Below are 23,376 nucleotides of genomic sequence, written 5' to 3' on the forward strand. Positions count from 1 at the left end.
CTACGATGCTGCAGATACGCCGACCGCACCGTCGTGACCGACCGACGACGCCGCTTCACCGCCGCAGCGGCTCAGCACCACCGCCCGAGGAGCCGCACCGCCATGCCCGACACGCCCGCCTATCCCGTCGGACTGCGGCTGACCGGCCGCCGCGTGGTCGTCCTCGGCGGGGGTGGCGTCGCCCAGCGGCGGCTGCCCGCCCTCGTCGCCTCGGGGGCGGACGTCCTGCTGGTCTCGCCCTCCGCGACGCCCTCCGTGGAGGCCATGGCGGAGGCGGGTGAGCTGACCTGGGAGCGGCGCACCTACCGTCCGGGCGACCTGGCGGAGGCGTGGTACGCGCTCATCGCCACCAGCGACCCGGCCGCCAACACCGCCGCCTCCGCCGAGGCGGAGGCCCACCGGGTGTGGGCGGTGCGCAGCGACGACGCCGACGCCGCGACCGCGTGGACGCCCGCGACCGGCCGCAGCGAGGGCGTCACCGTGGCCGTGCTGACCGGCAGCGACCCGCGCCGCTCGGCGGCCGTGCGCGACGCCGTGGTCGAGGGACTGCGCGACGGTACGCTCGCCGCCCCCCAGTACCGGACCCGGACGGCCGGGGTGGCCCTGGTCGGCGGCGGCCCGGGCGACCCGGACCTCATCACCGTGCGGGGACGGCGGCTGCTCGCCGAGGCCGACGTCGTCGTCGCCGACCGGCTCGGGCCGCGCGACCTGCTGGACGAACTGCCCCCGCACGTCGAGGTCGTCGACGCCGCCAAGATCCCCTACGGCCGGTTCATGGCGCAGGAGGCCATCAACCAGGCCCTGGTGGCGTACGCCAAGGCGGGCAAGTCCGTCGTCCGGCTCAAGGGCGGCGATCCGTTCGTCTTCGGCCGGGGGATGGAGGAGATGCAGGAGCTGACGCGGGCCGGTGTGCCCGTCACCGTCGTCCCGGGCATCTCCAGCTCCATCAGCGTGCCGGGCGCCGTCGGCATCCCCGTGACGCACCGGGGGGTGGCGCACGAGTTCACCGTCGTCAGCGGCCACGTCGCTCCGGACGACGCCCGCTCGCTCGTGGACTGGCGCGCGCTCGCCGCCCTGCGCGGCACGCTCGTCCTGCTCATGGCCGTCGAGCGGATCGGCGCGATCGCCGAGGCGCTGATCTCCCACGGCCGGGACGCGGACACCCCGGTGGCCGTCGTCCAGGAGGGCACCATGGCCACGCAGCGCCGGGTGGACGCCACCCTGGCCACCGTCGGCGAGCGGGTGCGCGCCGAGGAGGTCCGCCCGCCCGCCGTCATCGTCATCGGGGACGTCGTCGCCGTCGGTCCGGACACACCGGACCCGGCACCGGGCCCGGGGACGCCGGGCGCCGGGGGCGGCGCACGTGGCTGAACCGGTCACCGTCGAGGACCCGGACGACCCCCGGCTGCACGACTACACCTCCCTCACCGACGTCGCGCTGCGGCGGCGCCGCGAGCCGGCCGAAGGGCTGTTCATCGCCGAGGGCGAGAAGGTCGTCCGGCGCGCCCTGGCCGCCGGGCACCCCATGCGTTCGATGCTGCTGTCCGCCAAGTGGGCCGGGCCGATGGGCGACGTCATCGAGACCGCCACCGCGCCGGTGTACCTGGTCAGCCCCGAGGTCGCCGAGCGGGTGACCGGCTACCACGTGCACCGGGGCGCGCTGGCCTCGATGGAACGCAACGCCCTGCCGCCCGCGGACGCCCTGCTCGGCGGCACCGACCGGGTCGCCGTCTTCGAGGACATCGTCGACCACGCCAACCTGGGGGCGGCCTTCCGTAACGCGGCGGCCCTCGGCGTGGGGGCCGTCCTCCTCAGTCCGCGCTGCGCCGACCCGCTGTACCGCCGTGCCGTGAAGGTCTCCATGGGCGCCGTCTTCCACGTGCCCTGGACGCGCCTGACGACCTGGCCGGACGACCTGGCCCTGCTGCGCCGCGCGGGCTTCGTCACCGCCGCCCTCTGCCTCAGCGAGCGGTCGGTCACCCTGGACGAGCTGGCCGCCCGGCGCCATCCGAGGCTCGCCCTGGTCCTGGGGACCGAGGGCGAGGGACTGACACCGGAGGCGCTCGCCGCCACCGACGCGCACGTGCGCATCCCCATGGACGCCGGGGTGGACTCCCTCAACGTCGCCGCGGCCTCGGCCGTCGCGTTCTACGCCACCCGCTCGTCCCGCTGATCACCCCGGCGCCGCCGCCCCCGAGGGCGCGACGGCCGTCGGGACGGGCTCGGGGGCCGAGCTCGGCGCGTGCCCGCCCCGCCCCTGGCAGCCCTGCACCACCGCGATACCGAGCGCCACGAGCAGCGTGACCGTCACGAAGACGACCAGGCGCTGCCGCATGAGTCTGCGGTCCGGGCCACCGCCGCGCGCGGGCGGGCGCGGCGGGCGACGCTGGGCGCGGCGGGGCCGCCGCGCGGGACGGTCGCCGGCCGTGCGCCGCTCCGACGCGGGCCGACGGCCCGGGCCGTCGCCCGGGGGCGTCCTCCGACGGGGCCCCGGCGGACCCGGCCGGCCACCCTCCGCACCGGCCCGCGGTGCCCCGTCGTGCCCGTGCCCGTGTCCGTGTCCGGCCCCGGGCACGGCGCGCGGCGGAGGAGTGCGGCGTTCCCCCGCCCGGCCGCCGTCCTCCGCCGGGCCACCGCCGCGCGGGGTCGGTCGGGGCGTGGGGCGCGGCGTGGGGCGGGGCGTGGGCCCGACGCCCCGGTCGCCACGCGCGGGCACGGGGTCCGCGGCCCGCCGGACCGCCGGGCGCGGAACCGGTGTCATGCCCTCCGGCAGCCCCCGGGCCTCGCGGGCGGCGATCTCCTTGAGCCGGAGCGAGAGCTGGGCCGTCGTCGGCCGTTCCGGGGCGGTCTTGGCCAGACAGGCGTACACGATCGGGGCCAGCGCCGGCGGCACCGTCTGGAGCTGCGCCTCCTCGTGCACGACGCGGTAGAGCATCACCTCGGAACTGCCGTGCCCGAAGGGGGAGTCGCCGGTGGCGGCGTAGGCCAGCGTCGCGCCGAGGGAGAAGACGTCGGTCGCCGGGGTCACGCCCGCCCCGCGCACCTGCTCCGGGGCGAGGAAGCCGGGGGAGCCCACGGCGGTGCCCACGTGGGTGAGGGTGCTCGCGCCCGTGGACCAGGCGATGCCGAAGTCGATGATGCGCGGACCCTTGGGCGAGAGGAGGATGTTGGACGGCTTGAGGTCCCGGTGGACGACGCCGGCCTCGTGCACCGCGACCAGGCCCTCCGCCAGCGCGGCCCCGATCGCGGCGACTTGCGCCGGGGGCAGCGGCCCGCCCTCGTTCACCTTGTCGTGAAGCGACGGCCCGGGTACGTACTGGGTGGCGAACCACGGGCGGTCCGCCTCCAGATCGGCGGCGACGAGGCGGGCCGTGCAGCCCCCGCGGATGCGACGCGCCGCCGAGACCTCCCGGGCGAAGCGGGAGCGGAACTCCTGGTCCTCGGCGAGGTCCGGCCGGATCACCTTCAGCGCGACCCGCTGGCCGCGCCGGTCCGAACCGAGGTAGACGACGCCCATGCCGCCCGCGCCCAGCCGCCGGTGGAGCTTGTACGAGCCGACGACTCGCGGGTCCTCACGTCGGAGCCGCATCATCGCCATGTCCCTTCCCCTACCTCCGGTGGGGAGGCCCCACATGCCGATCCGTTGACGGTCCACAGCTTACGGACTGGCGCCTCCGCACGCCGCAAGGCCGCGCACTCGGCGTGGACACGTTGCCGGCGCCGCCGAGGTGGCAATTCGGTTGCGTGGCGGGGGAGCTGACGGCGCCGCCGCACCGGGATCCGGTCAACTTCACGCGCGAGGAGGGCATCTGACGTGGCACCAGTCAACGTCCCGAGCGTCGGCCGACTCCGTGACGGTGAACGGCCGCCGTGCGCGGGGTCGTCGCCCCTCTTCGGCGCCGGACGGCCGGGGTGACCGAGGTCACCACCGGGACGGACGGACGGCACCGGACCCCTGGGGGACACCCCCGGTACGGGCGGGGCGCGTCTCCACCCTGGGGAGTAGGACGCGGTCCGTGGGCTCCTCCTGCGGGATGCCCTCCGTTCGGTACGCCGGCATGACGCCCCGGCCCGCCGTGGCGCCTAGTTTGGAGGCAAGCGGCGGGTGCTGCACTCGTCCCCCGAGGTCACCCACCCGCCGCCCTCGATCACGACGGGAGCTGAGTATGGCGAGCACGGCGGGACGCGCGGTCCTCCGGGCACCGGGACGACGGCCGGAGGCCTACCTCCGGCGCGCGGCCGGTGCGGCCGGTGTGCGGACCCGGCCCTCGGGGACGCGGCATCCTCTGGTGGCCGCGGCCATGGTCATCCCCCTCGCCCTGTGCCTCGCCGTGCTCTTCGGCGGCGTGGAGGCCGTGATCACCCAGGCGTCGTCCGTGGCAGGAATGCTGGGGCGCTGAACAGGCGCTCCGGACCCGGGAGAGCGGCCCGGGTTGGGGATTTCCTGACCGACCCCGTGGGGACGGGGGTGCGGCGGACGGCACGCGGGCCCGGGCGGTCATCGACCGCCCGGGCCCCGCGACGTCGACGGCCGTTTCACCGCGCGGGCGCGGTAGGAAACGCGCGGGCGCACCTGCGGCACCATGCGGCTGACGACGAACGCCCCCGGACCACGAGAGGGCCGGGGGCGTTCGGGCGGTGGACGATACTGGGATTGAACCAGTGACCTCTTCCGTGTCAGGGAAGCGCTCTCCCGCTGAGCTAATCGTCCGGGCGGTCCGTTGCCGGACCGGTGCGCGATACTGGGATTGAACCAGTGACCTCTTCCGTGTCAGGGAAGCGCTCTCCCGCTGAGCTAATCGCGCGGGCGGTCCGTTGCCGGACCAGTGGACGATACTGGGATTGAACCAGTGACCTCTTCCGTGTCAGGGAAGCGCTCTCCCGCTGAGCTAATCGTCCATGGAGGTGGAGACGGGATTTGAACCCGTGTAGACGGCTTTGCAGGCCGTTGCCTCGCCTCTCGGCCACTCCACCAGGAGCGCGGGGGCCGATGAGTGCAGCCCCCACTGTCCGAGCGGACGACGAGATTCGAACTCGCGACCCTCACCTTGGCAAGGTGATGCTCTACCAACTGAGCCACGTCCGCAGGTGCCTCCGGGGCCGTTGTGGCGGCCCGGCGACGTGTTGAACTCTAGCGGATTCCCGGGCCAGCTCAAATTCCGTTCACCCAGCGTGCCCGCCCTAGACTCGAAGGCGTGCTCGAATCCGTACCCCTCGCCCGCTTCGGCGCCCTCGTGGCCTCCGACCTGCGGGATGTCACCGACGACCCGCAGGCGCTGGAGTCCAGCGGCTGGTGGGCCGTCGTCGCCGACTTCGAGGGACGCCTGCTGTGCGCCCGCTTCGGCGACGTGCGGCGCGCGCCCGCCGCCGTGCCGCCGGCCCCCTGGCGGGGTCCGCGCCGGGGGAGCTGGACGTCGTCCCTGGACCGCGTCGCCTACACCGGCGCCGTCGCCCGCATCCGGGAGCACATCGCCGCCGGGGACGTCTACCAGGCGAACCTCTGCCGCGTCCTCGGCGCGCCGCTGCCCGACCCGGACGCCGCCGACATCGACGCGCTCGGCGGCCGGCTCGCCCTCGGCAACCCGGCGCCGCACGCCGGGACCGTCCGGCTCCCCGCCCACGGCGTCGAGGTGGCGACGGCCTCACCCGAGCTGTACCTGCGCCGCACCGGGCGGACGGTCCTGTCCGGGCCCATCAAGGGGACGGCCCGCACCGAGGACGGACTGCTGGAGAAGGACCACGCCGAGAACGTCATGATCGTCGACCTCGTCCGCAACGACCTGGGCCGGGTGTGCGCCTCCGGCAGCGTCACCGTTCCCGCCCTGTGCGCCGTCGAACAGCATCCCGGGCTCGTGCATCTGGTCTCCACCGTGCGGGGGGAGCTGGCCGGCGGCGCCGGCTGGCCGGAGCTCCTCGCCCACACCTTCCCGCCCGGTTCCGTCACCGGCGCCCCCAAGTCCAGCGCCCTGCGGATCATCCGCTCCCTGGAGCCGGTGCCACGCGGCCCGTACTGCGGAGGGGTCGGCTGGGTCGACGCCGACCGTGGCACGGGCGAGCTGGCCGTGGGCATCCGCACCTTCTGGATCGACCGCACCGCCCCCGGGGGCGCCGTCCTGCGCTTCGGCACCGGCGCCGGCATCACCTGGGGTTCCGACCCGCAGGGCGAGTGGGCGGAGACGGAACTCAAGGCCGAGCGCCTCCTGGCGGTAGCGTCGGGGGCACACGAGCACATCGCAACGGGAGGTAGGCCGTGACGCTGATCTGGCTGGACGGCAGGCTGCAGGACGCGGACAGCGCGCGGGTGTCGGTCTTCGACCACGGGCTCACCGTGGGCGACGGCGTCTTCGAGACCGTCAAGACCGTCCACGGACGCCCCTTCGCCCTCACCCGGCACCTGCACCGCCTGGCCCGGTCCGCCCGGGGGCTGGGCCTGCCGGAACCGGACCCGGACGAGGTGCGCCGCGCCTGCGCCGCCGTCCTCGACGCCTCCTCCGTGCCGCTCGGGCGGCTGCGCATCACCTACACCGGCGGCGTCTCCCCGCTCGGCTCCGACCGGGGCGATGCCGGGCCCACCCTCGTCGTGGCCCTCGGCGAGGCCCGCCGCAGGCCCGACACCACGGCCGTCGTCACCGTGCCCTGGACGCGCAACGAGCGCGGCGCCCTCACCGGCCTGAAGACGACCTCCTACGCCGAGAACGTCGTCGCGCTCGCCCACGCGCACCGGGCCGCCGCCTCCGAGGCGCTGTTCGCCAACGGCAAGGGCGCGCTGTGCGAGGGCACCGGTTCCAACGTGTTCGTCGTGCTCGACGGCGAGCTGTACACGCCGCCCCTGGCCTCGGGCTGCCTGGCCGGCATCACCCGCGAGCTGGTCATCGAGTGGAGCGGGGCCCGGGAGGCCGAACTCCCCATGGACGTCCTGGAGCGCGCGCAGGAGGTCTTCCTGACCTCGTCGCTGCGGGACGTGCAGGCCGTCCGCCGCGTCGACGGCCGTGAGCTCCCGGAGGCGCCCGGCCCCGTCACCACCAAGGCCATGCGGGCCTTCGACGAGCGCTCCGGCGCCGACCTCGACCCCTGAGGGTGCGCCCGGGCCCGGCACCGGGTAGAAATCTGCGATGACCACCACGCTGCGCCCGACCGGGGCCGAGACGCAGGCGGCCGACGGCGGCCGATCCCGCACCTATGCCGTCTGCGTGAACGGCCGCCCGGTCGGCGGCGTCCGGCTCGCCACCGCCCCGCCGCCGCTCGCCACCGGCTTCGTCCGCGAGCTCACCGTCGACCCCGCCGAGCGGCGCCGGGGCCGGGCCACCGTCGCCGTCCTGGCCGCCGAGGAGATCCTGCGCGGCCAGGGCTGCCGCCGCGTCCGCACCGAGCTGCCCGCCGACGCCGAGCCCGCACGGCGGCTCGCCGCGTCGCTCGGGTACCACGAGAGCAACCGGCATCTGGCCAAGGAGCTGACCGCCCCCCCGCCGGCCCTGCCCCCGGGCAGCGTCGACCGCCGCATGTCGGAGGAGGATTTCGCGGCCTGGCAGAGCGCGGAGAAGGCCCGCTACGCCCGCACCTGGGCCCGGGAGGGACTCGACGCGGCCGAGGCGGCCGCCAAGGCCGACCACGACCACGCGGCGTACCTGCCCGACGGCCCGCGCACGCCGGGCTCCGTCCTGCGCGTCCTCGCGCACGACGGGGTCGACGTGGGCACGCTGTGGCTCGCCCCGGACGGACCCACCGGCGCGGGCGCCTACCTGTACACGGTCCGGGTGGAGCCGGGGCACCGGGGGAAGGGCCACGGCCGTACGCTGCTGCGCGTCGCGGAACGGGAGTGCCTGGCCGCGGGCGTCCCCGTGCTGACCCTGAACGTCTTCACGGCCAACACCACCGCCCTCGGCCTCTACACCTCACTCGGCTACCGCGCGACGCACCACCACTACGCGAAGCAGCTCCTCTAGCCCGCCCGGCTGCCTGGCCGCGGCAGCCGTGCCTCAGCCGCGCCCCAGCAGCCGGTCGGCGGTCTCCTCGATCCGCTCGCGCAGGCCCTCCTGGCTTCGGCCGCCGTCGAGCCGCCGCCCGTCGATGACGTAGGTGGGCGTGCCGGTCACGCCCAGTGCCTTGCCCTCGGCCTGGTCGGCGTCGACCGTGAGCAGGTGGCGGCCGTCGATGAGCGCCGTGTCGATCTCCTCGGCGTCGACGCCGGTCTCCTTGGCCACCTCCAGCAGCACCGGCTCCCCGCGCCCGCGCAGCTCGGCCGTCCGGGCCAGCAGCGCCCGGACGTACTCCTCCCCGCGCCCCTGCGCGTAGGCCTCCTCGGCCGCCTGCGCCGCCGCGTACGCGTGCCGGTTCTTCGCGAGGGGGAAGTGCCGGAACCGGATGTCCAGCCGCTGCCCGTAGCGCTCCCGCAGCCGGTCGACGTCGCCGAGGGCGGTGTGGCAGTCGGGGCACTGGAGATCGATCCAGGCGTCGAGGACGGCGACGGCGGCCGGGGTGTCTGTCATGCGGACAGTCTGTCAGCCGGGCCGGGCCCGAGGTCCCGCGGAGGGCGGGGTCGGGTGCAGGATGGAGACATGCTGACCGTCACCGTGTGCGCCGCACTCTCCGCAGCCGGGCTGGCCGTGTCGTTCCTGACCGCCTGGCGCCGCCGCTTCGTCGCCGCCACCCGGATCGCGGCGATCTCCCTCCTGCCGATCGGGCTGGCCCTGTCCGGGCTGCTCGGCATGTTCGGGGACGTCGCCCGGTCCATCGGCTCGTGGGCGGCGGACCTCGTCCTGGATCCGGGTGTGTGGATCGGCTTCGGTGTCCTGGCCGTGTCGGTGGTGCTGTACGTGGTGGCCCACGTCGCCGGCGGCCGTTCCGCGCGCCGGGGCCGGGCCCCCGAGGCCGCCGGTGGGGCCCCGGCCGCCGGGTCCGGCCGTGCGGCGGCTCCGGTCGAGGGCCGCAAGCCGGGCGGGCGGACCCCGTCGCAGGGAGGCGGCGACGACTTCTCGGACATCGAGGAGATCCTCAAGAAACACGGGATCTGACGAACTGTCGGTCCTCTCGGGCGTGTTGAGGCCCCGCGGGGGCGACCCTGGGCGATCATCGCGGCGAGATGCCGTACTTCCCGCCCCACTCCGCACCGCCTGCCCCGCCGAACCCTTCCGAGCCGGCCGCCCCGCCCCCGGACCCCGAGCCGCGCGGCTGCCTGTTCGCCCTCTCCCAACCGCCGCTCATGCTCTTCCTGGCCGTGATCGGAGCCCTGCTGCTGATCACCGCCGTGCACGACCTCTTCGTCCTCTGACGCCCGCCCCGGCCCGGTGGGACCGGCCCGGCTCAGCTTCCGGCGGCCTCCCGCTGCCGGGCCCGGTAGGCGGCCACGTGGAGCCGGTTGCCGCAGGTGCGGCTGTCGCAGTAGCGCCGGGAGCGGTTGCGCGAGAGGTCGATGAAGGCGCGTCCGCAGTCGGGGGCGGCGCACCGGCGCAGCCGCTCGCGCTCACCGGCGACGAGCAGGAAGCCCAGCGCCATCCCGCCGTCCGCCGCGAGGTGGTCGGCGACGGAGGCGCCCGGCGCGAAGTAGTGCACGTGCCAGTCGTGGCCGTCGTGGTCGGTGAGCTGCGGGGTGGTGCCCGCCTCGGCGACCAGTGCGTTGACCAGTTCGGAGGCGGTCCGCACGTCGTCGGCGGCGAAGATCCGGCCGAGCTGGTCCCGTACGCGGCGCACCGCCGCCACGTCCTCGCCGGTCAGCGCCTCCACGCCGCTGAAATGGTTGCGCCGCACGTAGGCACGCAGTTCCTCCACGTCACGCAGCGTGTCGGGCGAGCCGGAGTCCGGCGCGGTGTTGAGCAGGTCGACGACCACGTCGAGCGCGTGCCGGGTGTCGTGGTTGATCAGCACGGTCGGTCGCTCCCCAGGCCGGTGTACACGTCTGTACCCATCGTCCGTCATCGCCGGACCGCCTCGCGACGGTTCCTGAGCGTCATTGACCGGAGACTCTAGCTGGTCGTGGACACGCCGATGCCGCCGCCACAGGCAGCTGCGGCGGCGGCATCGGTGTTCCGCGCGGTGGAGCGGTCCGCGCCGTCGCCCCGAGTCGGACGGCACGGAGTCGGGGGCCTCAGCTCTCCGCGAGGATCTGGGAGAGCTCCGTGTCGAGGTCGAAGTGACGGTGTTCGGTGCCGGGAGGGACGGCGGCGTCGGTCCGCTTCAGGAACGACTCCAGCGCCCGCGCGGGCGCTTCCAGCAGGGCTTCGCCCTCCGGGGAACTGAGGGCGATGCAGACGACGCCCTGCCCGTGGCTTCGGGAGGGCCAGACACGGACGTCTCCCGTACCGGTGGGCCGGTGCAGGCCCTCGGCGAGGAGATCGCGGGCGAAAACCCACTCGACGGTCTCCTCGGCGCCGGTGTGGAAGGTCGCATGCACGGCGTAGGGGTCGGCCGTGTCATACCGCAGGCCCGCGGGAACAGGCAGGGAGGACTCGCTCGATACAACGAGGCGCAGGTGCAGCTCGCAGCTGACCGTGGTGTTCATAAGCGCCAGGGCCTTTCGCTCAGTGTGCGCTCGGGGGTTCGCACGTCGGCGCAATCGACATGCCACCTACCGGCCGGTTGTAAACCCCTCTGACCGTTTTGTGCCGCTTCATGTCATTCGTACAGCGGATTGGTGGTTCGCGCCATTCGTCCATCCCAGTGAGTGGAGGGGGCGGTCCCGGGGGTTCGCCAGACCGGTCCCGGCCCGTGGTCGTCCATGGTCATCCGGGCCACTGACATGGGGTAATGTTGGCGCCGCAGCGCGGGCGATTAGCTCAGCGGAAGAGCGCTTCGTTCACACCGAAGAGGTCACTGGTTCGAACCCAGTATCGCCCACCGCCTGCCCGGGCCCGGGAGCACCACGCTTCCGGGCCCGTGGTGTCGGCCCGTACGGCGCCGTACGGTTTGGTGGAAGTCTCGCGGCGCCTGTATGGTTCTCTCCGTGCCGCAGAGCACCGGGGGCGATTAGCTCAGCGGAAGAGCGCTTCGTTCACACCGAAGAGGTCACTGGTTCGAGCCCAGTATCGCCCACTCCGGCAAGCCGGTCCGTCCGAGACGGACCGGCTTTCGTGCGTCCGGGCCCCCGCCGGCCCCGGAACCACTTCGCGTCCCCACCCGGCGGCTCGGTACGATTCGGGCCTGCCCCCGGCGTCCGCCCGGGCAGGCCCCGCAGAGCCAAAGGAGAGATCCGGTGTCCGATGTCCGCGTGACCGTCCAACGCGATTCCGAGCGGGAAGAGCGCGTGGTGACCACGGGCACGACGGCCGCCGCACTCTTCGAGGGGCAGCGCTCCGTCGTCGCCGTGCGCGTCGGCGGACAGCTGAAGGACCTCGCCCACGTGCCGGCGGACGGCGACGTCGTCGAGCCCGTGGAGCTCTCCAGCCCCGACGGCCTGGACATCCTGCGGCACTCCACCGCGCACGTCATGGCGCAGGCCGTTCAGGAGCTCTTCCCGGAGGCCAAGCTCGGCATCGGCCCGCCCATCAAGGACGGCTTCTACTACGACTTCGACGTCGAGCACCCCTTCCAGCCCGAGGACCTCAAGCGCGTCGAGAAGAAGATGCAGGAGATCATCAAGCGCGGTCAGCGCTTCTCCCGGCGCGTCACCACCGACGAGGACGCCCGTGCGGAGCTGGCCGGGGAGCCCTACAAACTTGAGCTGATCGGGCTCAAGGGCGCGGCCGCCGAGGCCGCCGAGGGGGCCTCCGCCGAGGTCGGCGCCGGTGAGCTCACCATCTACGACAACCTGGACGCCAAGACGGGCGAGCTGTGCTGGAAGGACCTCTGCCGGGGCCCGCACCTGCCCACCACCCGCCTCGTCCCGGCCTTCAAGCTCATGCGCTCGGCCGCCGCGTACTGGCGGGGGAGTGAGAAGAACAAGCAGCTCCAGCGCATCTACGGCACCGCCTGGCCGTCCAAGGACGAGCTGAAGGCGTACCTGGAGTTCCTCGCGGAGGCCGAGAAGCGCGACCACCGCAAGCTCGGCGCCGAGCTGGACCTCTTCTCGGTGCCGGAGGAGCTGGGCTCCGGGCTCGCGGTCTTCCACCCCAAGGGCGGCATCGTGCGCCGCGTCATGGAGGACTACTCGCGCAAGCGGCACGAGGAGTCGGACTACGAGTTCGTCAACACGCCGCACATCAGCAAGGAGGGCCTCTTCGAGACCTCCGGGCACCTGCCCAACTACGCCGAGTCGATGTTCCCGCCCGTGGAGTTCGAGGGGCAGAACTACCGCCTCAAGGCGATGAACTGCCCCATGCACAACCTGATCTTCAAGGCGCGCGGGCGGTCCTACCGGGAGCTGCCGCTCCGGCTGTTCGAGTTCGGCACCGTGTACCGCTACGAGAAGTCCGGCGTCGTGCACGGCCTGACCCGGGCGCGCGGCTTCACCCAGGACGACTCGCACATCTACTGCACCACCGAGCAGATGCCGGGCGAGCTGGACGGCCTCCTCACCTTCGTCCTGGACCTGCTCCGCGACTACGGCCTCGGCGACTTCGAGCTGGAGCTGTCCACCCGCGACGACTCCGAGAAGTTCATCGGCGAGCCCGAGGAGTGGGAGGAGGCCACCGCCGCCCTGCGCGCGGCGGCCGACAAGCAGGGCCTCGCCCTCGTCATGGACCCGGGCGGCGCCGCGTACTACGGGCCGAAGATCTCCGTCCAGGCCCGGGACGCCCTCGGCCGCAGCTGGCAGATGTCCACGATCCAGGTGGACTTCCAGCAGCCCAAGCGCTTCGAGCTGGAGTACACGGCGGCGGACGGCTCCCGGCAGCGGCCGGTGATGATCCACCGCGCGCTGTTCGGTTCCATCGAACGGTTCTTCGCGGTGCTGCTGGAGCACTACGCCGGGGCGTTCCCCGCCTGGCTCGCCCCCGTGCAGGCCGTCGGCATCCCGATCGGCGACGGCCACGTGCCCTACCTGGAGGAGTTCGCCGCCCAGGCGAAGAAGCGCGGGCTGCGGATGGAGGTCGACTCCTCCTCGGACCGGATGCAGAAGAAGATCCGCAACGCCCAGAAGGCCAAGATCCCCTTCATGGTCATCGCCGGTGACGAGGACGTCGCGAACGGTGCCGTGAGCTTCCGCTACCGGGACGGCTCGCAGAAGAACGGCATCCCGCAGGACGAGGCCCTCGCGGAGATCGCCCTCGCCGTCGCCGAACGCGCGCAGGTCTGACCCGCCGCACGCCCGCGCCCGGGCCCCGCACCCGCGCGGTGCGGAGGCCCGGCTCCTCGGCGCTCCCCCGACCACACGCCGCCGGGGGAGCACGCCATATGCTGGCCCGCATGAGCAGCGAGCCGGAACAGCAGATCGGGGTCGGGGCGCCGGACGCGTTCCAGCGTCTGTGGACGCCGCACCGCATGGCGTACATCCAGGGCGAGAACAAGCCGTCCGGGCCGGGACCCGCCGACGGCTGCCCGTTCTGCCACATTCCGGAGAAGAGCGACGAGGACGGACTCGTCCTCGCCCGTGGCGAGCACGTCTACGCGGTGCTCAACCTCTACCCGTACACCGGCGGCCACTGCATGTCCGTCCCCTACCGGCACGTCGCGGACTACACGGACCTGACGGCCGCCGAGACCCTGGAGCTCGCGGAGTTCACCAAGCGGGCGATGACCGCGCTGCGTGTGGCGTCCGGGGCCCAGGGGTTCAACATCGGCCTGAACCAGGGCGCCGTGGCCGGGGCGGGGATCGCCGCCCACCTGCACCAGCACGTCGTCCCGCGCTGGGGCGGCGACACGAACTTCATGCCCGTCGTGGGGCACACGAGGGTGCTGCCGCAACTGCTCGCCGACACGCGGAACATGATCGCCGAGGCGTGGCCGACCTCTTGACGCCCCCGCCCCCGGCGGCCCGGCACCCGGGCCGCCGCCCGGGGCTCAGAGGCCGTACTCGTCGGCGTTCGTCGGCGTGTGTGCCTGGACCGCGCCGCTCAGGAACGTGGAGCGGCTGCCGAACTTCTCGGTGTCCACGCCGTTGTCCTCCAGGACCTTGATCGCCGCCGCGTGCACCACCCGCAGGACGGGTGTGGCGGCGCGCAGGGCGTCGTCCGCCATGAAGCGGTGCCGCCAGGGCTGGTTGGCCCAGGTGTGCCGCAGTCCGAACGGCTCGGGCAGGGCCAGCTTGCCGCCCAGGAAGTCGAGCACGGGCGGGAACCAGGTCAGCGGTGCCCGGGCGGTCAGCCGCACCACCTCCGCCGTCTCCACCAGGGGCAGCGGCACCGTCTTCGTCTCCCAGAACCTGACGTGCTTGGCCACCTCCTTCTCCTTCGGCGACGGCTTCGTGGTGAACAGCGGGTGCACCGGGCCGAGCGCGTGGCCGGTGACCTCGATCCGCAGCGTGTGGTGGAGCACGGTCACGCTGATCATCATCGTCAGGACGAGCTGGCCGTCCCACAGCACGAACTGCACGCCCAGGTAGTGGCGGTTCCCGCTGCCGAACTGCTGCTCGTTGCAGATCCGCTGGATCTCGAAGTCCTTCACCTGGAAGGACTCCACCTCCTGGCCGTCCGGCCGGGCCACCTCCTTCGCGCCCTCGCCGACGGGGGCGACGACCCAGTGCCGTATCGACGGCTTGGGGAAGCCGCCGGTGTGCAGCGGCGTCCGCTCCAGCATCCGCAGCCGGTCCTCGATGGCCCGCACGACGTCCCAGCTGCGGAACGGGTTGATGTCGTCCACGCCCTCGGCGGGCCGGAGGTCCTCGGCCAGCTGCCAGCTGCCCCAGCGCGTGCCCATGCCGAGTATGCCCTTGGGCCCGGCGTAGAAGACGACGTTGCTGCTCTGCTCGGCCGCGACCTTCGTCAGCGCCTGCCGCAGCTTCTCCGCCTCCTTGTCGTTCGGGTCCTGCGGGACCGCTTCGGGGATACGGGCCCCGACCCCGCCGCCCAGGAGCGACGACCAGAAGCCGCGCAGGTCCTTCGCGTAGTTCTCGCAGATCCGTTTCGCCCACAGCCAGCCGACCACCGGGGCGACGAGCATGGCCAGCAGGTACAGCCCCAGGATGCCGCCGACCGGCAGCGCCACGGCCACCACCAGCACGAGGGCGGCCAGCGCCAGCAGCGCCACCACGCCGAGGGCCCCGGCGCGCCGGTTCTGCGCGCCCGCCATGGTCCGGCGGAGCTGGAACCCGGCCAGCCACAGCAGGACGCCCGGCAGGAACAGCAGCCCGAACAGGGCCATCACGAGCGTCAGCTTCGCGTCGCGGGCCCTGCGGATGCGGGTCGCGGCCAGGCAGTGGTCGACGACGACGCGCGCGTCCGTCCCGAAGGACTGCACGAGCGGCTTGCGACCGCCGCCGAGCATCCGCACCCGCACCGCGCGCGAGAACGCCTCACCCAGGTTCGGCTCGAACAGCGAGAGCTTGGGCGCCTTCACGCTGGTCGCCTCGTTGGCCTCGACGAGCGGCTTCACCGGGCCGTCGCGGTAGGCCGCCGAGGCGAGCGCGTAGGTGGCCGCCGTCTGACCGGTGTCACCGCTCAGCGGGACCTGCGCCCCCAGGCTGAAGTCCACCTCCACGCCCAGCTTGCGGTCGTCGAAGCCTGCCACACCTGCCCCCACTCCTGTCCGCGCGTCGGGCCACTGGGCCCGATCCCCACCGAGGCGGGCCGCGAAACATCTGTCGGAGTGTCAGCGTATCGGTGATCAGGCCGCGTTCGCCGCGCCTTCCCGGAACCGGGTCGCCACCGGCGGCGGCATCGGCTCGTGGCGGACATGGGCGCGGGTGAACCGCCCGCCGCCGTGCGAGAGGGACCGCAGGTCGACGGCGTAGCGGCTGAGCTCCAGTTCGGGCACCTCCGCCCGGACGCGCGTCATGGTGCCGGCGCTCTGCTCGGTGCCGAGGACCCGGCCGCGCCGTCCCGCCAGGTCGCTCAGCACGGCGCCCACATGGTCGTCCGGCACCTCGATCGTCAGCTCCGCGAAGGGCTCCAGCAGGAGGACGGAGGCCGCCGCGGCGGCCTCCCGCAGCGCGAGGGCCCCGGCCGTCTGGAACGCGGCGTCGGAGGAGTCGACCGAGTGCGCCTTGCCGTCCAGCAACGTGACCCGCACGTCCACCAGCGGGTTCCCGGTCACCACCCCGCGCGCCGCCTGGCTCCGGACGCCCTTCTCCACCGACGGGACGAACTGGCGCGGCACCGCGCCCCCCACCACCTCGTCGGCGAACTCCAGGCCCGAGCCGGCCGGCAGCGGCTCGACGCGGAGCTCGCAGATCGCGAACTGTCCGTGCCCGCCCGACTGCTTGACGTGCCGCCCGCGCCCCGTCGCCGGCGCCGCGAAGGTCTCCCGCAGCGCGACGCGGTGCGGCTCGGTGTCCACCCGCACCCCGTAGCGGGTGCGCAGCCGCTCCAGCGCCACGTCCCGGTGCGCCTCGCCCAGGCACCACAGCACCACCTGGCGCGTGGCGGCGTTGTGCTCCAGCCGCATCGTCGGGTCCTCCGCGACGAGCCGGGCGAGCCCCTGGGACAGCTTGTCCTCGTCCGCCCTGCCGTGGGCCCGGACGGCGACGGGCAGCAGCGGGTCGGGCAGCTCCCACGGCCGCATGAGGAGCGGGTCCCGGCGGCCGGAGAGCGTGTCCCCGGTCTCGGCCCGGGACAGCTTCGCCACGCAGGCCAGGTCCCCGGCGACGGCGTGGCTCAGCGGCCGCTGCTGCTTGCCGAAGGGGGACGTCAGGGCGCCCACCCGTTCCTCGACGTCGTGGTCCTCGTGGCCCCGGTCGGCGAGGCCGTGCCCGGAGACGTGCACCGTCGTGTCCGGCCGCAGCGTGCCGGAGAAGACGCGCACCAGGGAGATCTTCCCGACGTACGGGTCGGAGGAGGTCTTCACGACCTCGGCGGCCAGCGGACCGTCCGGGTCGCAGGACAGCGGCGGGCGCGCGGCCCCGTCCGGGCCGGTCACCTCCGGCGGTGGGTGCTCGGCGGGGGTGGGGAAGCCCCCGGTGACCAGCTCCAGCAGTTCCAGTGTGCCGAGCCCGTGCCGGGCGCCGGGCGGTGCGGGAGCGGCGGCCAGGACCGGGTGGAAGACGCCGCGCGCCACGGCCTTCTCCAGATCGCGCACGAGCGTCCCGAGGTCCACCTCCTCGCCGCCGAGGTAGCGGTCCATGAGGGTCTCGTCCTCGCTCTCGGCGATGATGCCCTCGATCAGCTGGCCGCGTGCCTCCTCGATCCGGGGGCGCTCCGCGTCCGTCGGCCCCCGCTCGTCGCGCCGACCGTCACCGTACGCGTACACCCGTTGCGACAGCAGCCCGATCAGCCCGGTCACCGGGGCGTGCCCGTCCGCCCCGGGCGTGCCGTGCACCGGCAGGTACAGCGGCAGGACGGCGTCGGGGTCGTCGCCGCCGAACGCCTCCCGGCACTGCCGCGTCATGTCACCGAAGTCGGACCGGGACGCGTCCAGATGGGTGACGACGATGGCCCGGGGCATCCCCACCGCCGCGCACTCCGCCCAGATCGCCCGCGTGGGGACGTCCACCCCGTCGGCGGCCGACACCACGAAGAGCGCCGCGTCCGCCGCCCGCAGCCCGGCCCGCAGCTCCCCGACGAAGTCGGCGTATCCGGGCGTGTCGAGCAGGTTGATCCGGACGCCGTCCCACTCCAGGGGCACCAGGGAGAGCTGCACCGAGCGGTGCCGGCGCTGCTCGATCGCGTCGTGGTCGGACAGGGCGGCGCCGTCCTCCACCCGGCCGGCGCGCTGCACGGCACCCGTGGCCAGGGCCAGCGCCTCGACCAGGGTCGTCTTCCCGGCTCCGCTCGGCCCGACGAGCACCACGTTGCGCAGGGCACCGGGGTGCTCGGGAGCCGTCGCCCTGCCGGCGGACCCCGGGGGTGTGTGCGCCTTGTCGCCCATGACGTCCCGCCTCTTGCGCTCGAAGGTCGGCAGCGTGCCGTTTCGAGCTTCGCACCGGCGCCCGGGCCCGTCCATACGGCACCGGCCCGCCCGTCGGCCTACCGCCGGGTACCGAGGGGTGATCCGTGCGCGGCCGGGGCCCGGGCGCTGGCTACGATGGGGCGGCCGGTGGCAGGAGAGGCCGCCGGACCGCATCGACCTCCGGGACGACCATGCTGAACAAGTACGCGCGTGCGTTCTTCACGCGTGTCCTCACCCCGTTCGCCGCGCTCCTGCTGCGCTGGGGGGTGAGTCCGGACACCGTCACCCTCGTCGGCACGGGCGGCGTCGTGGCCGGTGCGCTGGTCTTCTTCCCGCTCGGGGAGTTCTTCTGGGGCGTCGTCACCATCACGTTGTTCGTCTTCTCCGACCTCGTCGACGGCAACATGGCCCGGCAGCTCGGCCGCAGCAGCCGCTGGGGGGCCTTCCTGGACTCCACCCTCGACCGGGTGGCCGACGCCGCCGTCTTCGGCGGCCTGGCGCTGTGGTTCGCCGGGAAGGGGGACAGCGTCCTGCTGTGCGCGCTGGCGATCTTCTGCCTCGCCAGCGGCCAGGTCGTCTCCTACACCAAGGCACGCGGCGAGAGCATCGGCCTTCCGGTGAACGTCAACGGTCTCGTCGAGCGGGCCGAACGCCTCGTCATCACCCTCGTCCTCACCGGCCTCGCGGGGCTGGCCGGGTTCGGGGTGCCGCACATCGACGTCCTGCTGCCCGCCGCCCTGTGGATCGTCGCCGTGGGCAGCCTCGTCACGCTGGTGCAGCGCGTGGTGACCGTGCGCCGCGAGGCCGCGGAGGCCGACGCCGCCGACGCCGCGGCCCCGGCGAACGGCACCGACCGGGGGAGGGGGAACCCCGCATGAGGGAACGACTCGCCGACGGGCTCTACGGACTCGGCTGGACGGCCGTCAAACGACTTCCGGAGGGCGTCGCCGTCCGGCTCGGGCGCCGCGTCGCGGACACCGCCTGGAAGCGGCGCGGGCAGGGCGTGCGGCAGCTGGAGGCGAACCTGGCGCGCGTGGTGCCGGACGCCTCCCCGGAGCGGCTGGCCGAGCTGTCCCGGGCCGGTATGCGCTCCTACCTGCGCTACTGGATGGAGTCCTTCCGGCTGCCGGCGTGGAGCCGGGAGCGCATCGCCGCCGGGGTGACGATCGAGGACGTGCACCGGCTGACGGAGCCCCAGGAGCGCGGCCAGGGCGTCGTGCTCGCCCTGCCGCACCTGGGCAACTGGGACCTCGCCGGCGCCTACGCCACCACCCACCTCGGGATGCGGCTGACGACCGTCGCCGAGCGGCTGAAGCCCGAGTCCCTCTACGACCGGTTCGTCGCCTACCGCGAGTCCCTCGGCATGGAGGTGCTGCCGCACGACGGCGGCACGCCCTTCGGCGTCCTCGCCCGGCGGCTGCGGGCGGGCGGCGTCGTCGCCCTCGTCGCCGACCGCGACCTGTCCGCGTCCGGTGTCGAGGTGACGTTCTTCGGCGAGCGGACCCGGATGCCCGCCGGGCCGGCCCTGCTCGCCCAGCAGACGGGCGCGCTCCTGCTGCCGGTCAGCCTGTGGTTCGACGACACCCCCGTGCTGCGCTGCCGGGTGCACCCCGCGATCAGGGTGCCGGAGAGCGGCACGCGCAAGGAGCGGGCCGCCGTGATGACCCAGGACCTCGCCGACGCCTTCGCCGAGGGCATCGCCGCCCACCCCGAGGACTGGCACATGCTGCAGCGGCTGTGGCTCGCCGACCTGCCCCCGCGCGACCTGCCCGACGGTACGGGCGCACGCCCGGGAACGGAGCGCCGGTGAGGATCGGCATCGTCTGCCCGTACTCCTGGGACGTCCCCGGCGGCGTGCAGTTCCACATCCGCGACCTGGCCGAGCACCTGATCCGTCTCGGACACGAGGTGTCGGTGCTCGCGCCCGCCGACGACGAGACCCCGCTGCCGCCCTACGTCGTCTCCGCCGGGCGCGCCGTCCCGGTGCCCTACAACGGCTCGGTGGCCCGGCTCAACTTCGGGCTGCTGTCCGCCGCCCGGGTGCGCCGCTGGCTCGCCGACGGCGACTTCGAGGTCCTGCACATCCACGAGCCCGCCGCCCCCTCGCTCGCCCTGCTGGCGTGCTGGGCGGCCCGGGGCCCGATCGTCGGCACGTTCCACACCTCCAACCCGCGCTCGCGGGCGATGATCGCCGCCTACCCGATACTCCAGCCGGCGCTGGAGAAGATCAGCGCCCGCATCGCCGTCAGCGAGTACGCGCGGCGCACCCTCGTGGAGCACCTCGGCGGGGACGCCGTCGTCATCCCCAACGGCGTCGACGTCGGGTTCTTCGCCGACGCGGAGCCCAAGCCGGAGTGGCAGGGCGACACGATCGGCTTCATCGGCCGCATCGACGAGCCGCGCAAGGGGCTGCCGGTGCTGATGCGCGCCCTGCCCGCCGTCCTGGCGGCGCGCCCGCAGGCCCGGCTGCTCGTCGCCGGGCGCGGCGACGAGAAGGAGGCCGTCGCCTCGCTGCCGGTGGCGATGCGTGAGCGGGTGGAGTTCCTCGGCATGGTCAGCGACGAGGACAAGGCGCGCCTGCTGCGCAGCGTCGACGTCTACGTCGCCCCCAACACCGGTGGGGAGAGCTTCGGCATCATCCTGGTCGAGGCGATGTCCGCCGGGGCCCCGGTGCTCGCCAGCGACCTGGACGCGTTCGTGCAGGTGCTGGACGGCGGCCGGGCCGGTGAGGTCTTCGCGAACGAGGACGCGGACGCCCTGGCGGCGGCGGCCGTGCGGCTCCTGGCCGACCCCCTGCGGCGCAAGCACCTGACCGAGCGGGCGGGCCGGCACGTGCGCCGCTTCGACTGGTCCACGGTCGGGTCGGACATCCTGGCCGTCTACGAGACCGTGACCGAGGGCGCCGGCGCCGTCGCGGCCGACGACCGGTCCCGCACCTTCCGGCTGCGCGGCTGACCCCCAGTAGGGTGAGCGGTCGTGACTGCTCTCGCCTGGATCATCTGGACCACCGTCGCGCTGGTGCTCGTCGGCCTGTACCTGAGCTGGACGGCCGGCCGGCTGGACCGGCTGCACGCCCGCATCGACGCCGCCCGGGCCGCCCTCGACGCCCAACTGCTGCGCCGGGCCTCGGTCGCCCAGGAGATCGCCACCGCCGGCGTCTTCGACCCGGCCGCCTCGATGCTCCTCTACCAGAGCGCCCATGACGCCCGGCTCGCGGCCGAGGAGCAGCGGGAGATGGCCGAGAGCGAGCTGACCCAGGCGCTGCGCGCCGTCTTCGCCGACGCGGAACAGGTGGAGGCCGTCCGCGCCGCGCCCGGCGGAGAGGAGTCCGCCGACGAGCTGGCCGCCGCCGTGCGCCGGGTGCCGATGGCACGGCGCTTCCACAACGACGCCGTCCGCGCGGCGCGCGCCCTGCGCCGCCACCGCACGGTGCGCTGGCTGCGGCTCGCCGGGCACGCCCCGTTCCCGCTGGCGTTCGAGATGGACGACGGCCCGCCGGAGGCCCTGGTGGACCGCGCGAACGGCAACGGCCCGGGCCACTGAGGCCGAAGCGGGCCACTGCCCCCGGATTGGCCCTTTCCCGACGGGCCCCCGGCGGGCTTTTATCAATCGTGGAGCACGCTCGGCCACGAAGTGGACCTGACGGCCGGGCGGGCGGCGAACCGAACGGGCCTACGATGGTTCCGGCGGCCGCCGGCCGTCGTCCGTCACACAGCGCCGCAGCGCTTCAGCGCCGTCCGCACCGTCCGTGCCGCCGGCGCGGGTCCGTTCCAGCGGCCCGACCGGCGCGGCCGTGACGGCCGTCGTCGGCCGAGCCCGTGCAGTTCCTGTCGTCGTACCGTCGAGTGAGGTCAACCGTGTCCAGCACGTCTCCCAGCACATCCACCGGCCCCGAGACCGGCACCGCGCGCGTCAAGCGCGGCATGGCCGAGCAGCTGAAGGGCGGCGTGATCATGGACGTGGTCACGCCCGAGCAGGCGAAGATCGCCGAGGACGCCGGTGCTGTCGCGGTCATGGCCCTGGAGCGTGTCCCCGCCGACATCCGCAAGGACGGCGGCGTGGCCCGCATGTCCGACCCGGACATGATCGAGGGCATCATCGACGCCGTCTCCATCCCGGTCATGGCGAAGTCGCGCATCGGCCACTTCGTGGAGGCCCAGGTCCTGCAGGCCCTCGGCGTCGACTACATCGACGAGTCCGAGGTCCTCACCCCGGCCGACGAGGTCAACCACAGCGACAAGTTCGCCTTCACCACGCCCTTCGTCTGCGGCGCCACCAACCTCGGTGAGGCCCTGCGTCGGATCGCCGAGGGCGCGGCCATGGTCCGCTCCAAGGGCGAGGCCGGCACCGGCAACGTCGTCGAGGCCGTGCGGCACATGCGCCAGATCAAGGGTGAGATCGCCCGGCTGAAGGGCCTGGACAACCACGAGCTGTACGCCGCCGCCAAGGAGCTGCGCGCGCCCTACGAGCTCGTCGCCGAGGTGGCGGAGCTGGGCAAGCTGCCCGTCGTGCTCTTCTCCGCCGGTGGTGTCGCCACCCCCGCCGACGCCGCGCTGATGCGCCAGCTCGGCGCCGAGGGCGTCTTCGTCGGCTCCGGCATCTTCAAGTCCGGCGACCCGGCCAAGCGCGCCGCCGCGATCGTGAAGGCCACCACCTTCTACGACGACCCGAAGATCATCGCCGACGCCTCCCGCAACCTGGGCGAGGCCATGGTCGGCATCAACTGCGACACCCTTCCCGAGTCGGAGCGCTACGCCGGCCGCGGCTGGTGAATGACCGCGTCGTGACGACGGCGTCGTGACGGCCGCGTCGTGACAGCCGTCCCGTGACCGGGCGGCCCGGGCCCACGCGGCCCGGGCCGCCCGCCACACGTTGTGAGAGGTACCCCGTGAGCAACACCCTCATCGGTGTCCTGGCCCTCCAGGGCGACGTCCGTGAGCACCTCGCCGCGCTGGAGGGCGCGGGCGCGACGGCGTGCGCCGTTCGGCGCCCCGAGGAGCTCGCCGCCGTCGACGGCCTGGTCATACCCGGCGGCGAGTCCACCACCATCTCCAAGCTGGCCGGGATCTTCGGCCTGCTGGAGCCCCTGCGCGAGCGGGTCCGGGCGGGGATGCCCGCCTACGGCTCCTGCGCGGGCATGATCATGCTGGCGGACAAGATCCTCGATCCGCGCTCCGGCCAGGAGACCGTCGGCGGCATCGACATGATCGTCCGCCGGAACGCGTTCGGCCGGCAGAACGAGTCCTTCGAGGCCGCGCTGGAGGTGACGGGTATCGAGGGCGGTCCGGTGCAGGGCGTGTTCATCCGGGCGCCGTGGGTGGAGTCCACCGGTGCGCGGGTGGAGACGCTGGCCGCGATCGACGGGCACCCCGTCGCCGTCCGCCAGGGCAACCTGCTGGCCACCTCGTTCCACCCCGAACTGACCGGCGACCACCGGGTGCACGAGCTGTTCACCGCGATGGTGCGCGCCGAGCGTTGACGCGACGGCGGTAGGATCGGCGCGTTGTACATCCGTTGGTGACTGTG

22 protein-coding genes and 7 tRNA genes are annotated in these 23,376 nt (G+C 73.9%); 18 read left to right on the forward strand and 11 right to left on the reverse strand.

Features of this window, described 5'->3' with window-relative positions; translation table 11 throughout:
• The first annotated feature begins 102 nt into the window (after positions 1–102).
• Both cobA and V6D49_RS24460 read left to right on the forward strand, forming a co-directional pair.
• Positions 103–1,371, forward strand: coding sequence for a uroporphyrinogen-III C-methyltransferase (gene cobA / locus V6D49_RS24455; RefSeq protein ID WP_340563007.1), 1,269 nt, complete (start codon positions 103–105; stop codon positions 1,369–1,371).
• Entirely contained in the window at positions 1,364–2,173 is an 810-nt protein-coding gene (locus V6D49_RS24460) for a TrmH family RNA methyltransferase (RefSeq protein ID WP_340563010.1), read from the forward strand. The genes cobA and V6D49_RS24460 overlap by 8 nt, the downstream gene beginning before the upstream one ends.
• Here V6D49_RS24460 and V6D49_RS24465 read toward each other — a convergent pair whose 3' ends face one another.
• Complete coding sequence (locus tag V6D49_RS24465; RefSeq protein WP_340563012.1) at positions 2,174–3,598, reverse strand: serine/threonine-protein kinase; 1,425 nt, start codon at positions 3,596–3,598, stop codon at positions 2,174–2,176.
• A 568-nt stretch (positions 3,599–4,166) separates the two neighbouring features.
• On the opposite strand from V6D49_RS24465, the gene V6D49_RS24470 reads away from it, so the two are divergent.
• Positions 4,167–4,400 carry a hypothetical protein gene (locus tag V6D49_RS24470; protein WP_340563013.1) on the forward strand — a complete coding sequence of 78 codons (234 nt, stop codon included), beginning with the start codon at positions 4,167–4,169 and terminating at the stop codon, positions 4,398–4,400.
• Positions 4,401–4,639: 239 nt separating this feature from the next.
• Here the strand turns inward: V6D49_RS24470 and V6D49_RS24475 are convergent.
• The 5 genes from V6D49_RS24475 to V6D49_RS24495 form a co-directional block, all read right to left on the reverse strand.
• Positions 4,640–4,711: transfer RNA gene (locus V6D49_RS24475), tRNA-Val, on the reverse strand.
• Positions 4,712–4,733: 22 nt separating this feature from the next.
• Positions 4,734–4,805: transfer RNA gene (locus V6D49_RS24480), tRNA-Val, on the reverse strand.
• 22 nt (positions 4,806–4,827) lie between these two features.
• Positions 4,828–4,899, reverse strand: a tRNA-Val gene (locus V6D49_RS24485).
• A 1-nt stretch (position 4,900) separates the two neighbouring features.
• Positions 4,901–4,974, reverse strand: a tRNA-Cys gene (locus V6D49_RS24490).
• 39 nt (positions 4,975–5,013) lie between these two features.
• Positions 5,014–5,086, reverse strand: a tRNA-Gly gene (locus V6D49_RS24495).
• A 109-nt stretch (positions 5,087–5,195) separates the two neighbouring features.
• Here V6D49_RS24495 and V6D49_RS24500 point away from each other — a divergent pair.
• The 3 genes from V6D49_RS24500 to V6D49_RS24510 are packed head-to-tail and all read left to right on the forward strand — an operon-like array spanning position 5,196 to position 7,943.
• Positions 5,196–6,254, forward strand: coding sequence for a chorismate-binding protein (locus V6D49_RS24500; RefSeq protein ID WP_340563015.1), 1,059 nt, complete (start codon positions 5,196–5,198; stop codon positions 6,252–6,254).
• Between the two features lie 2 nt (positions 6,255–6,256).
• Entirely contained in the window at positions 6,257–7,075 is an 819-nt protein-coding gene (locus V6D49_RS24505) for an aminotransferase class IV (RefSeq protein WP_340564283.1), read from the forward strand.
• Between the two features lie 37 nt (positions 7,076–7,112).
• Positions 7,113–7,943, forward strand: a complete 831-nt coding sequence (locus V6D49_RS24510) for a GNAT family N-acetyltransferase (protein WP_340563017.1) — start codon at positions 7,113–7,115, stop codon at positions 7,941–7,943.
• A gap of 33 nt (positions 7,944–7,976) precedes the next feature.
• Here V6D49_RS24510 and V6D49_RS24515 read toward each other — a convergent pair whose 3' ends face one another.
• Positions 7,977–8,486, reverse strand: a complete 510-nt coding sequence (locus V6D49_RS24515; RefSeq protein WP_340563020.1) for a DsbA family protein — start codon at positions 8,484–8,486, stop codon at positions 7,977–7,979.
• Between the two features lie 69 nt (positions 8,487–8,555).
• Here V6D49_RS24515 and V6D49_RS24520 point away from each other — a divergent pair, with 69 nt between their 5' ends.
• Both V6D49_RS24520 and V6D49_RS24525 read left to right on the forward strand, forming a co-directional pair.
• A complete protein-coding gene (locus tag V6D49_RS24520; protein WP_340563023.1) occupies positions 8,556–9,011 on the forward strand; it encodes a hypothetical protein in 456 nt (151 codons plus the stop codon).
• A gap of 68 nt (positions 9,012–9,079) precedes the next feature.
• Positions 9,080–9,268, forward strand: a complete 189-nt coding sequence (locus V6D49_RS24525) for a hypothetical protein (RefSeq protein ID WP_340563026.1) — start codon at positions 9,080–9,082, stop codon at positions 9,266–9,268.
• A gap of 32 nt (positions 9,269–9,300) precedes the next feature.
• On the opposite strand, the gene V6D49_RS24530 is transcribed toward V6D49_RS24525, so the two are convergent.
• Both V6D49_RS24530 and V6D49_RS24535 read right to left on the reverse strand, forming a co-directional pair.
• On the reverse strand, positions 9,301–9,861 hold the full coding sequence (locus V6D49_RS24530) for a CGNR zinc finger domain-containing protein (RefSeq protein WP_340563029.1): 561 nt from the start codon (positions 9,859–9,861) through the stop codon (positions 9,301–9,303).
• A gap of 220 nt (positions 9,862–10,081) precedes the next feature.
• The gene (locus V6D49_RS24535; RefSeq protein WP_191208944.1) at positions 10,082–10,495 is read right to left on the reverse strand and encodes an SsgA family sporulation/cell division regulator; all 414 of its coding nucleotides are present in this window, start codon (positions 10,493–10,495) and stop codon (positions 10,082–10,084) included.
• A 263-nt stretch (positions 10,496–10,758) separates the two neighbouring features.
• Between V6D49_RS24535 and V6D49_RS24540 the strand changes: the two genes are divergently transcribed.
• The 4 genes from V6D49_RS24540 to V6D49_RS24555 all read left to right on the forward strand — a co-directional run bounded on the left by V6D49_RS24540 (position 10,759) and on the right by V6D49_RS24555 (position 13,824).
• A tRNA-Val gene (locus V6D49_RS24540) sits at positions 10,759–10,830 on the forward strand.
• 123 nt (positions 10,831–10,953) lie between these two features.
• Positions 10,954–11,025, forward strand: a tRNA-Val gene (locus tag V6D49_RS24545).
• A gap of 160 nt (positions 11,026–11,185) precedes the next feature.
• On the forward strand, positions 11,186–13,165 hold the full coding sequence (thrS, locus tag V6D49_RS24550) for a threonine--tRNA ligase (protein ID WP_340563030.1): 1,980 nt from the start codon (positions 11,186–11,188) through the stop codon (positions 13,163–13,165).
• 98 nt (positions 13,166–13,263) lie between these two features.
• Positions 13,264–13,824, forward strand: a complete 561-nt coding sequence (locus V6D49_RS24555) for an HIT family protein (RefSeq protein ID WP_340563032.1) — start codon at positions 13,264–13,266, stop codon at positions 13,822–13,824.
• Positions 13,825–13,869: 45 nt separating this feature from the next.
• Here V6D49_RS24555 and V6D49_RS24560 read toward each other — a convergent pair whose 3' ends face one another.
• Positions 13,870–15,534: a hypothetical protein gene (locus V6D49_RS24560; protein WP_340563035.1), complete on the reverse strand. Its 1,665-nt coding sequence runs from the start codon at positions 15,532–15,534 to the stop codon at positions 13,870–13,872.
• Between the two features lie 96 nt (positions 15,535–15,630).
• Positions 15,631–17,829, reverse strand: coding sequence for an elongation factor G-like protein EF-G2 (locus V6D49_RS24565; protein ID WP_340563037.1), 2,199 nt, complete (start codon positions 17,827–17,829; stop codon positions 15,631–15,633).
• Between the two features lie 212 nt (positions 17,830–18,041).
• On the opposite strand from V6D49_RS24565, the gene pgsA reads away from it, so the two are divergent.
• From pgsA to pdxT, 6 genes are all read left to right on the forward strand, one after another.
• Complete coding sequence (gene pgsA, locus V6D49_RS24570; RefSeq protein ID WP_340563038.1) at positions 18,042–18,728, forward strand: phosphatidylinositol phosphate synthase; 687 nt, start codon at positions 18,042–18,044, stop codon at positions 18,726–18,728.
• Positions 18,725–19,660: a phosphatidylinositol mannoside acyltransferase gene (locus V6D49_RS24575; RefSeq protein ID WP_340563039.1), complete on the forward strand. Its 936-nt coding sequence runs from the start codon at positions 18,725–18,727 to the stop codon at positions 19,658–19,660. Before pgsA ends, V6D49_RS24575 begins: the two co-directional genes overlap by 4 nt.
• Positions 19,657–20,805, forward strand: a complete 1,149-nt coding sequence (locus V6D49_RS24580) for a glycosyltransferase family 4 protein (protein ID WP_340563041.1) — start codon at positions 19,657–19,659, stop codon at positions 20,803–20,805. The genes V6D49_RS24575 and V6D49_RS24580 overlap by 4 nt, the downstream gene beginning before the upstream one ends.
• A 21-nt stretch (positions 20,806–20,826) precedes the next feature.
• Positions 20,827–21,393: a hypothetical protein gene (locus V6D49_RS24585; RefSeq protein ID WP_340563044.1), complete on the forward strand. Its 567-nt coding sequence runs from the start codon at positions 20,827–20,829 to the stop codon at positions 21,391–21,393.
• Positions 21,394–21,707: 314 nt separating this feature from the next.
• Positions 21,708–22,622 (forward strand): pyridoxal 5'-phosphate synthase lyase subunit PdxS, encoded by a 915-nt coding sequence (gene pdxS / locus V6D49_RS24590; protein WP_340563046.1) that lies wholly within the window; start codon positions 21,708–21,710, stop codon positions 22,620–22,622.
• A 116-nt stretch (positions 22,623–22,738) separates the two neighbouring features.
• Entirely contained in the window at positions 22,739–23,329 is a 591-nt protein-coding gene (gene pdxT, locus V6D49_RS24595; protein ID WP_340563049.1) for a pyridoxal 5'-phosphate synthase glutaminase subunit PdxT, read from the forward strand.
• The last annotated feature ends 47 nt before the right edge of the window (positions 23,330–23,376 follow it).

The organism is Streptomyces sp. GSL17-111 (assembly GCF_037911585.1).
In the GTDB taxonomy this organism is placed as follows: domain Bacteria; phylum Actinomycetota; class Actinomycetes; order Streptomycetales; family Streptomycetaceae; genus Streptomyces.

Bases quoted from the DNA above. Each gene is read 5' to 3' on its own strand.
- V6D49_RS24510 (WP_340563017.1), top strand. From the start codon at position 7,113: ATGACCACCACGCTGCGCCCGACCGGGGCCGAGACGCAGGCGGCCGAC.
- V6D49_RS24565 (WP_340563037.1), bottom strand. From the start codon at position 17,829: ATGGGCGACAAGGCGCACACACCCCCGGGGTCCGCCGGCAGGGCGACG.
- V6D49_RS24525 (WP_340563026.1), top strand. From the start codon at position 9,080: ATGCCGTACTTCCCGCCCCACTCCGCACCGCCTGCCCCGCCGAACCCT.
- V6D49_RS24465 (WP_340563012.1), bottom strand. From the start codon at position 3,598: ATGGCGATGATGCGGCTCCGACGTGAGGACCCGCGAGTCGTCGGCTCG.
- V6D49_RS24535 (WP_191208944.1), bottom strand. From the start codon at position 10,495: ATGAACACCACGGTCAGCTGCGAGCTGCACCTGCGCCTCGTTGTATCG.
- V6D49_RS24555 (WP_340563032.1), top strand. From the start codon at position 13,264: ATGCTGGCCCGCATGAGCAGCGAGCCGGAACAGCAGATCGGGGTCGGG.
- cobA (WP_340563007.1), top strand. From the start codon at position 103: ATGCCCGACACGCCCGCCTATCCCGTCGGACTGCGGCTGACCGGCCGC.
- V6D49_RS24520 (WP_340563023.1), top strand. From the start codon at position 8,556: ATGCTGACCGTCACCGTGTGCGCCGCACTCTCCGCAGCCGGGCTGGCC.
- V6D49_RS24575 (WP_340563039.1), top strand. From the start codon at position 18,725: ATGAGGGAACGACTCGCCGACGGGCTCTACGGACTCGGCTGGACGGCC.
- V6D49_RS24470 (WP_340563013.1), top strand. From the start codon at position 4,167: ATGGCGAGCACGGCGGGACGCGCGGTCCTCCGGGCACCGGGACGACGG.
- pgsA (WP_340563038.1), top strand. From the start codon at position 18,042: ATGCTGAACAAGTACGCGCGTGCGTTCTTCACGCGTGTCCTCACCCCG.
- V6D49_RS24515 (WP_340563020.1), bottom strand. From the start codon at position 8,486: ATGACAGACACCCCGGCCGCCGTCGCCGTCCTCGACGCCTGGATCGAT.